This is a genomic window from Bifidobacterium longum subsp. infantis ATCC 15697 = JCM 1222 = DSM 20088, assembly GCF_000269965.1.
Taxonomy (GTDB): Bacteria; Actinomycetota; Actinomycetes; order Actinomycetales; family Bifidobacteriaceae; genus Bifidobacterium; species Bifidobacterium infantis.
Window position 1 is genome coordinate 1,876,071 of sequence record NC_017219.1, and the last position, 12,953, is coordinate 1,889,023.

Sequence of the window (12,953 nt, forward strand, 5' to 3'; positions counted from 1 at the left end):
CGGGCCGAATCGTGGTATTTACGCGCGGTTCGGCCCTGCAATTTAAAACACGGTGAAGCCGTGGTCCTTGAACTGGTTGGCCACCCGTTCGCGAGTGGCGGCGTTGGGTCCCTTCTGGTTCTCCAGCGGGTATGGGATGCGCAGTTCGTGCCACTTCGGCCGGCCCAGCTGGTGGAATCCCAGCACGTCGACGTGTTCGATGGCGTCGCCGAAGGTCTCGCAGATCCGCGCCACGTTTTCGACGTTCTCCTCGGAGTCGGTCAACCCCGGGACCAGCACGAAACGCACCCAGATCTTCTTGCCGGCCTTGGCCAACCGCTGCCCGAAGTCGATGGTGGGCTGCAGGGTGCCGCCGGTGACCTCGTGATAGGTCCGTTCGTCACCGGATTTGACGTCGAGCAGGCATAGGTCGATGTCCTCGAGCATCTCGTCGGTGTAGCTCGTGTTGAGGAAGCCGGACGTATCGAGGCAGGTGTGCACGCCCATCTCCCGGGCGGCGTGGAACACGCGCGAGACGAAGGCGGGCTGCATCATGGATTCGCCGCCGGAGAAGGTGATACCGCCATGCGTGGCCTTGAACAGGTCCTTGTAACGATCGACCTTCTTGATCATGGCGTCAAGGTAGACGGGCTTGCCGTCGCGCATCTTCCAAGTGTCCGGGTTCTGGCAGTACTGGCAGCGCAGCGGGCAGCCGGACATGAATACGGTCATGCGGGTGCCCGGTCCATCCACGGAGGTGTTGATGTCCCAAGAGTGGACGAAGCCGATATCGCCGGATTTCAGGGCGGAAAGGCGGTCACGTCGGTCGAGTCCGATTGGGGATTCAAAGCCGGAAAGGCCGCCCATCAAAGTCTGCGAGGCATAGGTCTTCGATTCCTTGAGCATATGCCTGGTCGTGGTGCGGAACGTGGGTGTTGCGGGCATAGTTGTCCTCCTGTTCCAAATGATGCGAAAGTCTGTGGAAAATAAGGAAGGGGTGGAGCCGTGCCCCACCCCTTCAGTTAGTCATTGCCGCGGTTCGCGGGGTTGGTCATCAGTCGACGACGGCGCCCTGGTGGAAGGTACGGGAGATGACGTCGAGCTGCTGCTCCTTGGTGAGCTTGACGAAGTTCACCGCGTAGCCGGAGACGCGCACGGTCAGGTGCGGGTACTTTTCGGGGTGCTCGACGGCGTCCTCCATGGTCTCGCGGCGCAGAACGTTGATGTTCGCGTGGTAGAGGCCGTGGCCGTTGCCCGCGTCCAGGATGCCGACCAGGTTGCCGATGCGCTCGGCTTCATCGCGGCCCAGGCCATCGGGGGTGATGGTGTTGGTCAGCGAGATGCCGTCGAGCGCGTCGTTGTAGTCGATCTTGCCGACGGAGAACATGGACGGCAACATGCCGTGCGAGTCCATGCCGTTCTCCGGGTTGGCGCCCGGGGCGTACGGGGTGCCCTTCTTGTGGCGGGACGGGAAGGAACCGGTGTTCTTGCCGTACTCCACGTTGGAGGTGATGGTCAGGATGGACTGGGTCGGGACGGCGCCACGGTAGACGGGCAGGCGCTTGACCTGGCCCATCACGGTGGAGACGACCCACTTGGCGATGTCGTCGGCGCGGTCGTCGTCGTTGCCGTAGACCGGGAACTCGCCCTCGGTGCGGTAGCCGACGACCAGATCGTCGTCGGCGCCTTCGACGTACTCGTACTCGTGGCCTTCGAGGTTCTTGGCTTCCTTGTTGGTGATCGGGTACACCTTGGCGTACTTGATGGCGGACAGGGAGTCGGCGGCGATGGACAGACCGGACATGCCGCAACCGAGGGTGCGGTACACCTCCTTGTCGTGCAGGGCCATCTCGATGGACTCGTAGGCGTACTTATCGTGCATGTAGTGGATGATGTTCAGCGCTTCGACGTAGGTTTCGGACAGCCACTCGAGCGCCTTCTCGTAGTTGTTCTTGACCTTCTCGTAGTCCAAGGTGCCGTCGGCTTCCGGGGCGATCGGGTCGATGACGCCCTTGTCGATGACCTGCATGCCGGTCATCTCGTCGCGGCCGCCGTTGATGGCGTACAGCAGGGCCTTGGCGGAGTTCACTCGGGCGGCGAAGAACTGCATCTGCTTGCCCACACGCATCGGGGAGACGCAGCAGGCGATGGCGGCGTCATCGCCCCAGTGGTTGCGGATCTCCTTGTCGGACTCGTACTGGATGGCGGAGGTGTCGATGGAGATCTTGGCGCAGAAGCGCTTGTAGCCTTCCGGCAGCTTCGGATCCCAGAAGATGGTGATGTTCGGCTCGGGGCCGGGCCCGAGGTGTTCGAGGGTCAGCGTGTTGAGCAGACGGAAGGAGGTCTTGGTGACCAGCGGACGGCCGTCGTCGCCGAAACCGGCGTCGGACCAGGTCGCCCAGTACGGGTCGCCGGAGAAGATGTTGTCGTAGTCCTTGGTACGCAGGAAGCGCACGATGCGCAGCTTCATGACGATGTTGTCGATGAGCTCCTGGGCGTCGGTCTCGGTGATCTTGCCGGCCTTGAGGTCGCGCTCGATGAAGCAGTCGAGGAAGGCGGAGTTGCGGCCGAACGACATGGCGGCGCCGTCCTGGGACTTGATGGAGGCCAGGTAGCCCATGTAGGTCCACTGCACGGCTTCCTTGGCGGTCTGGGCCGGACGGGTCAGATCCAGGCCGTACTCGTTGCCGAGGGTGATGAGCTGCTTGAGGGCCTTGATCTGCTCGTCGTGCTCCTCGCGGAAGCGGATCCAGTGCTCGATCTCCGGCTCGGTGAAGTCGTTGCGGTACGGGATGGAGTCCTTATCGCGCTTCTTGAAGGCGATCAGCTTGTTGACGCCGTACAGGGCGACGCGGCGGTAGTCGCCGATGATGCGGCCTCGGCCGTAGGCGTCCGGCAGGCCGGTGAGGATCTTGTTGTGGCGGGCGATCTTGATGGCCTTGGTGTAGACGCCGAAGACGCCGTCGTTGTGCGTCTTGCGGTACTTGGTGAAGATCTTCTTGATCTCCGGATCGGGCTCCTTGCCGGCTTCCTTGATGGCCTGCTCGACCATGCGCCAGCCGCCGTTCGGCATCATGGCGCGCTTGCAGGGCACGTCGGTCTGCAGGCCGACGATCACGTCGTCGATTTCCGGAGATTCGATGTAGCCGGCCGGGAAGGCGTCGATGCCTGCCGGGGTGTGGGTGTCAACGTCGTAGACGCGCTGCTTGCGCTCCACGGCCAGATAGTTGTCGTCGAGGTACTTCCACAGATGCTTGGTCTTCTCGGTGGCAGGCGCCAGGAAGCTCTCGTCGCCCTCGTACGGGGTGTAGTTCTTCTGGATGAAGTCTCGAACGTCGATATCCTTCTGCCAGTTGCCCTCGGTGAAGCCAGCCCACGCCTTGGCGTCGAGCTCCTCCTGGGAGACAGCTGCATTTTCCACTGCGGTCATGTCACTCCTTACATGGGGTTGTAGGTTTCGCATCCTCACGGAACCCTTGGTTCACAAGTGTAGTTGGCACTTGCTTGAGAAAAGCCGAAATTGGGGGTGAGCTATCTCACATTGTTTTTGCGAACGCTACCATTCCAATGGTTTCTAGGTATTGATGGGACTATTGCACATCTCCAGATATGGGAAACCGCTCATACTGTGATGTTCGTATGAGCTGTTTGATGAGCAGCTCGGTCTTGAGCTTGACAGCAGAACCGTATCCGCCAGTTTTCGACCGTCAATCCTCGGGGTGAGCCTGTGCGGGTTTCGCGCCGTAGTTCTTCCAGCGCCGGTTCTCCTCCTCCCATCTGGCATTGCGGTCCACCACGATGTCCCACGCATGTTCGGCGTCTTCCTTGGTCTTGTACGGACCCATGCGCTGTTCGACCGGTGAGACCATGCCCAGCTCGGCCTGCTTCTTGACGGTGTTGAAATACCACTGCTTCTTGTTATCGTCTGTCATTGGTACCTCCTCAACGGTATTACTTGCTCCCGCTGGCGGGAGCAATATATGTTTATTCCCTGAATGCGTTGGTGACGGGCAGTCGGCGGTCACGTCCGAACGCGAGGGCCGTGACCTTGGGACCCAGCGGGTATTGGCGGCGCTTCCATTCAGCGCGGTCCACCAATCGCATCACGGTGTCTACGGTGGCCTGGTCAAAGCCGTCGGCTAACAGGTCGGCACGGCCGTGCGCGTGCTCGATGTATGCGGCGAGCACCTTGTCGAGCAGCGCGTATTCGGGCAGGGAGTCGGAGTCCTTCTGCCCGGGGCGCAACTCGGCCGAGGGAGCCTTCTCGATGGATGAGACCGGAATCATCACGCCGTCCTTGAGCGGGACGCCGGTGTTGCCGTCCTCGTTGCCCACGATCTTGAGCCCACCGATGCCGACGCCCGCGGCCGCGGCCTTGTTACGCCAACGGCTGATCTCCCAGACGCGGGTCTTGAGCAGGTCCTTGATGGGTGCGTAACCGCCTACCGCATCGCCGTAGATGGTCGAGTAGCCGCAGGCGAGCTCTGACTTGTTGCCGGTGGCCACGGCGAGCAGACCGCGCGAATTGGAACTGGCCATCACGATCACACCGCGGATGCGGGCCTGCAGGTTCTCGGCGGAGACACCATGGAGATCAAGTTGCTGTTGGTAGGCGTTGAACAATGGCTCAATGGGCTGAACCTCGTAATGGGCGCCAATGTTGGAGGCCAGGTCAGCGGCGTCGTCTTTGGAACCATCGGAGGAGTACATGGAGGGCATGGAGATACCCCAGACGTTCTCGCCGCCGCATGCGTCGGCCGCCATGGCGGCTACCAGTGCGGAGTCGATACCTCCTGAGAGGCCCAGCGTCACGCCGGTGAAGTGGTTCTTGGCCATGTAGTCCTTGAGGCCGAGCACGCAGGCGGTGTATACCTCTTCGTCCGGGTCGAGTTCCGGAACGATCTCGGCCTTGGCCTGATGTTCGGCGGCGGAATCGAAGTCCCAGAACGTCAGGTTTTCCATGAACATCGGGCTGCGTTCGATAAGCGTGCCGTCGGCGTCGACCACGAAACTGCCACCGTCGAAGACGAGGTCGTCTTGACCGCCGACCTGATTCAGGTAGATGACCGGGGCGTTAACCTCGGCGGCACGACGCTGGGCGAGCTCAAAACGGGTGTTGGTCTTGCCTTCCTCATACGGCGATCCGTTGATGGTGAGCAGCAGGTCGATGTTCTTGGTGGCCAGGTCGGCCACCGGGCCGCCGTCCTGCCAGATGTCCTCGCAGATGGCCACGCCAATGGTGGCGCCGTCCACGTCGAGGGTCACGGAGCGGTCGCCGGCGGAGAAGATGCGGAATTCATCGAACACGCCGTAGTTGGGCAGGAAGTGCTTGTCGTAGCCGGCCCAGACCACGCCCTGATGCAAGACCACCAGTCGGTTGCGCGGCTTGGAGGTCTTGCGGTCGGTGCCCACGGTGCCGACCACCACGAACAGATCGCCGAGGCCGTCGTCGTTGAGCTGGGTGGCGAGTTCGTTGGCCTTGTCCCATGCGGCTTGGCGGAAGGTGCGGCGCAGGGCCAGATCCTCGATGGGGTATCCGGTGAGGGTCATTTCCGAGAAGACTACCACCTGGGCGTTTCCTGCGGCGGCTTTACGGGAGTAGTCGAGCACCTTGGCGGCGTTGACGTCAAGCGCGCCGACGCAGGTGTCGATCTGGGCGAGTGCGAAGCGAAGCTGTGTCATAGCTTCTTAGTGTAGCCGCGTATGGCGTCGGATTGCCTGTTCTTCCGGCTTGGCGTCATTCATTAGGTCGTTTTTGCGTTCATTAGGTCACTGCAATGCGATATCAGTCGTTGCAATGGCGTGATTCCAACAACCAGTATCACCGTTCACCGACCTAATGGACGATGAATCGACCTAATGAACGAATGTCACTCCCCTCAGTCAGCTTCGCTGATAGCTCGTCCTGCACTTATGGACGGGCGAGGCCCGCGCATATCTGGTTCGGCTGTCGCCTCACCTTCGGCTACAGAGGGGAGCCAGAAAAGGATTTACCTCAGCTCGTTGAGCACGCGCAGAGCGGCGTTGACGTAGAAGTTGACGAAGGTGGGAATGGATTCGTCGAGACCCACGAAATGCGGGCTATGCCAGTCGGCGCAACCTTCTTGGCCGTTTGACCCGACGAACGCGAACACCGGCAACGTCACCTTGGCGAATTCGCAGAAGTCCTCCCCCGCCATCGACTGACGTATCGGTTCGAGCTGCGCGTAGTCGTTGACATCCGCCGCCACGGCCTTGGCAAGACCTGGATCGGAGACCAGCGGGTCTTGAAAGTCATCCCAGACCACGTCGGCGCTGATGCCGTATGCCTCGGCGGTGTGTTCCACCACTTCCTTGAATCGGCGGCCGACCAGATTGCCATCCGACTTGTGGAAATAGCGCACAGTCCCTTGGAATCCGGCTTCGGCGGGCACCACGTTCCACACATGGCCGCCGTGCACTTCGGTAACGGACAGCACCAGCGGGTGGAAGGGCGTGACGTTGCGGCTCACGATGGTCTGCAGGCTCAGAATAATACTGGAGAGCGCTTCGATGGGCCCGGTGCCCTTGTACGGGTAGCCGGCGTGGGTGCCTTGGGCGTGGAGGGTCACGCGGAATTTCACGCAGCCGGCCATCATCGGCTCAACGCCGATGGCCAGCTGGCCCGGCGCATAGTTGGGGTTGTTGTGCGTGCCGATAATGGCTTCGACGTCATCCACGAGTCCGGCGTCGATCATGGCGCGAGCGCCTTGGCCGGTCTCCTCACTCGGCTGGAACAGAATCTTGATTGAGCCGGCGAACTTGTCACGGTGTTCGGCGAGCCAGAACGCGGCGCCGAGCAGGCCGGTCATGTGCAGGTCATGGCCGCAGCCGTGCATCACGCCTTCATTGACGGAGCTGAACTCCAGTCCGGAGTCTTCCACGATGGGCAGGCCGTCGATGTCGGCGCGCAGCCCGATACGCGGCCCGGGACCGTCCTCGCCCTGAATGAGCCCCACAACACCAGTCTCCAGCGGGTTGTGCAGGATCTCGATGCCGTGCGCCTTGAGCTGGTCGGTCAGATAGATGCTGGTGTCGAATTCACGGAAACTACGCTCCGGATGGGCGTGCAGGTAGTGGCGGATGGTGATGAGTTCGTGGTCAATGTCGATGTGTTCGCTCATGGTTCTCGATTCTAGTAGCGCGAAGAATATATTGCGGCCCTCGCTTCATATTGGCGAGGGCCGCGATCTATGGGGTCAGTATGCCTTGTTATTGCTGGCGTTTGAGCAGTCGTTTGGCGATGGCGTTGGCGATGCCCTGCACCACCTGGACCAGTACGATCATGATGATCACGGCCGTCCAGGTGACGGTCTGGTCGAACTTCTGGTAGCCGTAGGCGATGGCGAAGTTACCGAGACCGCCACCGCCGATGTAGCCGGCCATGGCAGACATGTCGAGCACGCCGATGAACAGGAAGGCGTAGGCCAGGATCAGCGGTGCCAGGGCTTCGGGGATGAGCACAGTGCGGATGATGGTGAGCTTGCCGGCGCCCATCGAACGCGCGGCCTCGATTACTCCCGGGTCGACCGGCACGAGATTCTGTTCGACCAGACGAGAAGTGGCGAAAGTGCACATGACCGCCATCGGGAAGATGGCGGCCACGGTGCCGATGGAGGTGCCGACCACGACGATGGTGAGGGGCTGCATGGCTGCCAGGAAAATGATGAACGGAATCGGGCGCACGATGTTGACGATGATGTCAAGGATGCGGTAGACGACCGCGTTCTCGAACAGGTTACCGGGGCGGGTGCCGTAGAGCACCACTCCGAGGATCAGACCGAGGAATCCGCCGATCACGAGGGTGATGAGCACCATGGTCAGGGTCTGGCCGATGGATTCGAACAGGAGCGGGCGCAACACGTTCCAGTCGCTGCGGGGGTTGGCGAGGATGATCATGCGTTGTCTCCTTCATGTGCGGCGGCGGATACACCGGGCGCGGTGGATGCAGAGGCAGTATCGGCCGCCAGCGGGTCATGGGATCGGTCTTCGGCGTAGGTGGCATGTCCAGCGACCGCGTCGGCGTACGCCACAGGCTTTGCGGCGGTGCCGAAGTCGATGACGTCGCTATTGACGGCGAGCTCGCGCAGGAATTCGTCCACATGCCAGCCGGGCCCGTTGAATTCGTAGGTGATGGCCCCGATGGCGGCACCTTTGACCGTGTCGATACCGCCGTAGAGCAGGCTGGATTCAACGCCGTATTTGGCGATGAGTTCGGAGATATTCTGTCCGGATGCCTTGAGTTCATGGCCTTGGGTGCCGGAAACGTCCTTTTGTCGGATAAGCACGGTGACAATGCGGCCCGACCATTCGTGATGCAATCGCTCGACCCGATCTTCCTCGGGCAGGCCGGACAATGCGGTGGCGATGAATCGCTTGGTCACCGGCTGCTGGGGTGCAGCGAACACGTCGTATACGTCGCCGGATTCGACCACGCGTCCGGCGCTCATTACGGCCACACGGCCGGCAATCTGCTGGACCACGTTCATCTGATGGGTGATAAGCACAATGGTGATGCCGAATTCCTCGTTCACACGCTTGAGCAAGGCCAGCACTTCGGTGGTGGTTTCCGGGTCGAGCGCGCTGGTGGCTTCGTCGGCGAGCAGAATCTCCGGATTAGTGGCCAGTGCGCGGGCGATGCCGACGCGCTGCTTCTGGCCGCCGGACAGCTGCGAAGGGTATTTGTTTGCGTGCTCACTGAGGCCCACGAATTCAAGGAGTTCGTTGACACGACGATCCTGATAGTCCTTGCGCCAGTGATCGAGTTGCAGTGGGTAGGCGATGTTCTGGGCCACGGTTTTGGTGGAGAACAGGTTGAACTGCTGGAAAATCATGCCGATTTTCTGACGGATGGGTCGCAGCTTGGTCTCACTCAAAGAGGTGATATCGGTACCGAGCACGGTCACAGTGCCGGAGGTGGGTCGTTCGAGCGCGTTGATAAGCCGGACCAGTGTGGATTTGCCGGCACCGGAATAGCCGATGATGCCGAAGATGTCGCCGCGATCGATGGTCAGGCTGACGTCATCCACGGCTCGTGCGATGTTCGCGCCGCGTCCGCGTGTTCTGAATTCCTTCACGACATGGTCGAAGGTGATGATGGGGTCGCTCATAGTGCTCCCTGATGCTGGTTGTTGGTGTCCGGTCACGGAAGCGGAGCGAATCCCGATGTTGGCTCGGGTACTCGCTCCGCTTGGTGGTAATGGCTATGGATAGGTTAGTCGTACGCTCGTATCAGCCACGGCTCACTGCTGGGCCTTGGCATCCTTCTCGATGTCGGACAGGAAGCCTTGCAGCTCGCTGGCGCTGAACTTGTCGGCGAAGACCGCGGTACCGCCGGAGTTCTCCTGCAGGGCGTCGAGCACGTCCTTCTGCTGGAAGATGGAGACGAGCTTCTTGTAGGTCTCATTGTTCACGTCCGCCTTGCGGGCCACCCACACGTTGATGTAGGGGCGGGCTTCTTCGGATTCGGCGTTGTCCTGGTAGATGGCGTCCTTCGGGTTGAGTCCGGCGTCGGCCACGTAGTCGTTGTTGATCACGCCGGCCGCGATGGTCGGGTCTTTCAGAGTGGTGGCCACCTGTTCCGCCTTCAACGGGGTGACCTTGACCTTGCTCTTGGCTTCATCGATGTCGGCCGGGGTGGAGAAGGCGGTCCAGTCGCCCTTGAGCGTCACGAGACCGGCGGCCTTGAGTACGCCGATGGCGCGGGCCTGGTTGGTTTCGTCGTTCGGGATGGTGACGGTGTCGCCCTGCTTCAGGTCCTTGATGTCCTTGACCTTGGTGGAGTACACGCCGAGCGGGTAGATGGCGGTGCCGCCGATGGGCTGCAGGTCCTTCTTGTTGCTCACGTTGTAGTTGGCCAGGTAAAGCAGGTGCTGGAATTCGTTGAGGTCCAGCTCGCCGGAGTCGAGGGCCGGGTTTTCGGAGGTGTAGTCCTGGAAGTCGACGATGTCGACGTAGATGCCGGCCTTCTCGGCGTTCTGCTTGAACTTGACCCATTCGGGGTTGGTGGCACCGACCACGCCGATCTTGACCGGGTTACCCTTGCTGCCCTTGGCGGACGACTCGTTGGCACCGGCAAACGCGCGGTAGCCGAAGAACGCGGCCACGGCGATAATCGCCACGACCACGATGGTGATGATTACGTTGCGGGCGGTGTGGTTCACACGCACCGGCTCGTTATTGTTAGGAGCGGCCGGGGTTGCCGGCTGGGTTGCTGCTGTCATTGGATTTCCTCTCTCCAAAATTGATGTCGGGTAACACCATAACGCGCTTGAACCGCGAAAGTGTCGAAAAATGGCCGATTGCCGTATAAGTGTCTTTTATGGCGCGCATGCAATGGCCGGGATTCGTGCGTTTGGCGGCCGGGCGGCACAGCCGGTGCCGATATGCGAACAGGGCCCGGGACGGATCCCGGGCCCTGTTTCGTCAGCGGTCTAACGACACCGTGGAGGTGTTATCACTCGTTGTCGCCAGCGGTAGCGGCGGTAGCGGTGACGGCACCCTTCTTGCCGGTGTTCACGCCGGAGTACACCCAGTCGGTGTAGTCCGGGTGGTCGTAGCCCTTGTCGACGGCGAACTGGAAGGCCTCATCACGGAACTTCTCGAGCTCGTCGATCTTGTCGGCGTACTTGTCGGCGTCGATCATGCGCAGAGCCTCAGCGGTCAGCTCGTAGCGGTCGATGCGGTTGACACGAACCATGTCGTACGGGGTGGTGGTGGAGCCCTCCTCCTCGTAGCCGTGGACGTTGAAGTTGTCGTGGTTCGGACGATCGTAGATCAGACCGCGCACGTCGTGGGCGTAGGAGTGGTACGCGAACAGCACCGGCTTGTCGGCGGTGAAGATGTCGGCGAACTCCTCGTTGGACAGGGCCTCGTCGTTCTCCTTGGCGGACTGCAGGGAGAGCAGGTCGACAACGTTCACGACCTTGAACTTGATGCCCAGTTCCTTCAGCTTGTCGGAAGCGGCCATGATCTCCTGGGTGGGGACGTCGCCGGCGGCGGCAAGCACGATCTCGGCTTCATCGTTGGTCTTGGCGGTGGAGGCCCAGTCCCAAGCGGCGGCACCCTTCTCGAGCTCGGCGCGAGCCTCGTCCAGGGTCAGCCAGGTGGCGGCGGGCTGCTTGCCGGCGATGATGGCGTTGATCTTGTTGGTGGACTTGTAGCACTTCTCGGCGATGGCCAGCAGCATGTTCGCGTCGGTGGCGAAGTAGATGCCGATGACGTGGTCGTTGTGGAAGCACTTGTTCAGCAGGACGGAGGTGACACCCGGATCCTGGTGGGAGAAGCCGTTGTGGTCCTGACGCCAGACGTGGGAGGAGACCAGCAGGTTCATGGAGGCGATCGGCTTGCGCCACGGAATCTCGCGGACGGTAGCCTCAAGCCACTTGGCGTGCTGGTTCAGCATGGAGTCGATCACGTGGACGAAGGACTCGTAGGAGCTCCAGATGCCGTGACGGCCGGTCAGCAGGTAGGCCTCGAGGAAGCCTTCCATCTGGTGCTCGGACAGCTGCTCGACGACCTGGCCGGAGACGCGCATGTGCTCGTCGACCTCGTCGGAGATGTAGCCGGCATCCCACTGCTTGTTGGTGACTTCGTAGGAAGCCTGCAGACGGTTGGAAGCGGTCTCATCCGGTCCGAAGATGCGGAAGTCACGCGGGTTGTTCTTGATGATGTCGCGGGTGTAGGCGCCCAGGGAGCGGGTGGCCTCGAGCTGGCCCCAGCCGTGGCCGAACTCGGCCACTTCCTTGACCTCGTAGTCCTCGAGGTTCGGCAGCTTCAGGTCGTCGCGGATCACACCGCCGTTGGCGTTCGGGTTGGCACCGATACGCAGCTCGCCCTTCGGCATGAAGGCGAGGACGTCGTCCTTGACGGCGCCGTTGGCGTCGAACAGCTCTTCCGGCTTGTAGGACTCGAGCCAGTTCTTGAGGACCTCGAAGTGGGCCTCGGTGTCGCGGGCGGAGGCCAGCGGCACCTGGTGGGAACGCCAGGAGCCTTCGGTCTTCTTGCCGTCGATGTACTTCGGGCAGGTCCAGCCCTTCGGGGTGCGGAAGATCAGCATCGGGTAGAACGGACGGTGCACGTTGTCGGTCTGAGCGGTGGCCTTGATGTCGCAGATCTCGTCCCAGATGGTCTCCCACAGCTCGGCGAAGCGGCGGTGGATGGACATGTGGTCCTCATCATCGAAGCCAGCGACGAACTCGTAGGGCTCGTAACCCATGCCGTGGAAGAACTCGTGGAGCTCTTCGTCGGAGATGCGGGACAGGATGGTCGGGTTGGCGATCTTGTAGCCGTTGAGGTGCAGGATCGGCAGCACGATACCGTCGGTGCGCGGGTTCACGAGCTTGTTGGACTGCCAACCGGTAGCCAGCGGGCCGGTCTCAGCCTCGCCGTCGCCGACGATGGCCGGGACGAACAGGCTCGGGTTGTCCATGATGGCGCCGTAAGCGTGGGACAGAGCGTAACCCAGCTCACCACCCTCGTGGATGGAGCCCGGGGTCTCCGGAGCGAAGTGGGACGGAATACCGCCCGGGTAAGAGAACTGACGGAAGAACTTCTGCAGACCAGCTTCGTCCTTGGTGATCTTCGGGAAGGTCTCGGTGTAGGTGCCGTCCAGGTAGGACTGGGAGGTACCGGCCGGGCCACCGTGGCCCGGGCCCATGATGATCACGGTGTTCTGGCCGTGGTCAGCAATGAAACGGTTGATGTGGCCGATGAGGAAGTTCAGGCCAGGGGTAGTGCCCCAGTGGCCCACCAGACGATGCTTCACATCTTCGCGGGTGAAGGGCTCCTTCATCAGCGGGTTGGAACGCAGATAAATCTGGCCGATGGAAAGGTAGTTGGCAACGCGCCAGTACTTGTCAACGCCTTCGAGGGCTTCCTCGGAAACCGGAGCGCTGAGCTTCTTCCAAGGGGTGCCAATAACAGGACTCGTCATGTGTACTCCTGTACTCCTGCAC

The 12,953-nt window shown here is 61.5% G+C and carries 9 protein-coding genes; all 9 read right to left on the bottom strand.

Going from position 1 to position 12,953, the window contains the following annotated elements; genetic code table 11:
• Positions 1-42 precede the first annotated feature (42 nt).
• Positions 43-924 (bottom strand): pyruvate formate-lyase-activating protein, encoded by an 882-nt coding sequence (gene pflA / locus BLIJ_RS08895; RefSeq protein ID WP_012578014.1) that lies wholly within the window; start codon positions 922-924, stop codon positions 43-45.
• 109 nt (positions 925-1,033) lie between these two features.
• Positions 1,034-3,409 (bottom strand): formate C-acetyltransferase, encoded by a 2,376-nt coding sequence (gene pflB / locus BLIJ_RS08900; protein ID WP_014485011.1) that lies wholly within the window; start codon positions 3,407-3,409, stop codon positions 1,034-1,036.
• Positions 3,410-3,686: 277 nt separating this feature from the next.
• The gene (locus tag BLIJ_RS08905) at positions 3,687-3,911 is read right to left on the bottom strand and encodes a hypothetical protein (protein WP_012578016.1); all 225 of its coding nucleotides are present in this window, start codon (positions 3,909-3,911) and stop codon (positions 3,687-3,689) included.
• 52 nt (positions 3,912-3,963) lie between these two features.
• Positions 3,964-5,661 carry an NAD+ synthase gene (locus BLIJ_RS08910; protein WP_012578017.1) on the bottom strand — a complete coding sequence of 566 codons (1,698 nt, stop codon included), beginning with the start codon at positions 5,659-5,661 and terminating at the stop codon, positions 3,964-3,966.
• Between the two features lie 308 nt (positions 5,662-5,969).
• Positions 5,970-7,121: a M20 metallopeptidase family protein gene (locus tag BLIJ_RS08915; protein WP_012578018.1), complete on the bottom strand. Its 1,152-nt coding sequence runs from the start codon at positions 7,119-7,121 to the stop codon at positions 5,970-5,972.
• Between the two features lie 88 nt (positions 7,122-7,209).
• Positions 7,210-7,896, bottom strand: a complete 687-nt coding sequence (locus tag BLIJ_RS08920) for a methionine ABC transporter permease (protein WP_012578019.1) — start codon at positions 7,894-7,896, stop codon at positions 7,210-7,212.
• Positions 7,893-9,107, bottom strand: coding sequence for a methionine ABC transporter ATP-binding protein (locus BLIJ_RS08925; RefSeq protein ID WP_012578020.1), 1,215 nt, complete (start codon positions 9,105-9,107; stop codon positions 7,893-7,895). Before BLIJ_RS08925 ends, BLIJ_RS08920 begins: the two co-directional genes overlap by 4 nt.
• Positions 9,108-9,239: 132 nt before the next feature.
• The gene (locus BLIJ_RS08930; protein ID WP_014485012.1) at positions 9,240-10,220 is read right to left on the bottom strand and encodes a MetQ/NlpA family ABC transporter substrate-binding protein; all 981 of its coding nucleotides are present in this window, start codon (positions 10,218-10,220) and stop codon (positions 9,240-9,242) included.
• A 233-nt stretch (positions 10,221-10,453) separates the two neighbouring features.
• Positions 10,454-12,931: a phosphoketolase gene (locus tag BLIJ_RS08935; protein ID WP_012578022.1), complete on the bottom strand. Its 2,478-nt coding sequence runs from the start codon at positions 12,929-12,931 to the stop codon at positions 10,454-10,456.
• Positions 12,932-12,953 lie beyond the last annotated feature (22 nt).

Bases quoted from the DNA above. Each gene is read 5' to 3' on its own strand.
- pflA (WP_012578014.1), bottom strand. From the start codon at position 924: ATGCCCGCAACACCCACGTTCCGCACCACGACCAGGCATATGCTCAAG.
- pflB (WP_014485011.1), bottom strand. From the start codon at position 3,409: ATGACCGCAGTGGAAAATGCAGCTGTCTCCCAGGAGGAGCTCGACGCC.
- BLIJ_RS08905 (WP_012578016.1), bottom strand. From the start codon at position 3,911: ATGACAGACGATAACAAGAAGCAGTGGTATTTCAACACCGTCAAGAAG.
- BLIJ_RS08910 (WP_012578017.1), bottom strand. From the start codon at position 5,661: ATGACACAGCTTCGCTTCGCACTCGCCCAGATCGACACCTGCGTCGGC.
- BLIJ_RS08915 (WP_012578018.1), bottom strand. From the start codon at position 7,121: ATGAGCGAACACATCGACATTGACCACGAACTCATCACCATCCGCCAC.
- BLIJ_RS08920 (WP_012578019.1), bottom strand. From the start codon at position 7,896: ATGATCATCCTCGCCAACCCCCGCAGCGACTGGAACGTGTTGCGCCCG.
- BLIJ_RS08925 (WP_012578020.1), bottom strand. From the start codon at position 9,107: ATGAGCGACCCCATCATCACCTTCGACCATGTCGTGAAGGAATTCAGA.
- BLIJ_RS08930 (WP_014485012.1), bottom strand. From the start codon at position 10,220: ATGACAGCAGCAACCCAGCCGGCAACCCCGGCCGCTCCTAACAATAAC.
- BLIJ_RS08935 (WP_012578022.1), bottom strand. From the start codon at position 12,931: ATGACGAGTCCTGTTATTGGCACCCCTTGGAAGAAGCTCAGCGCTCCG.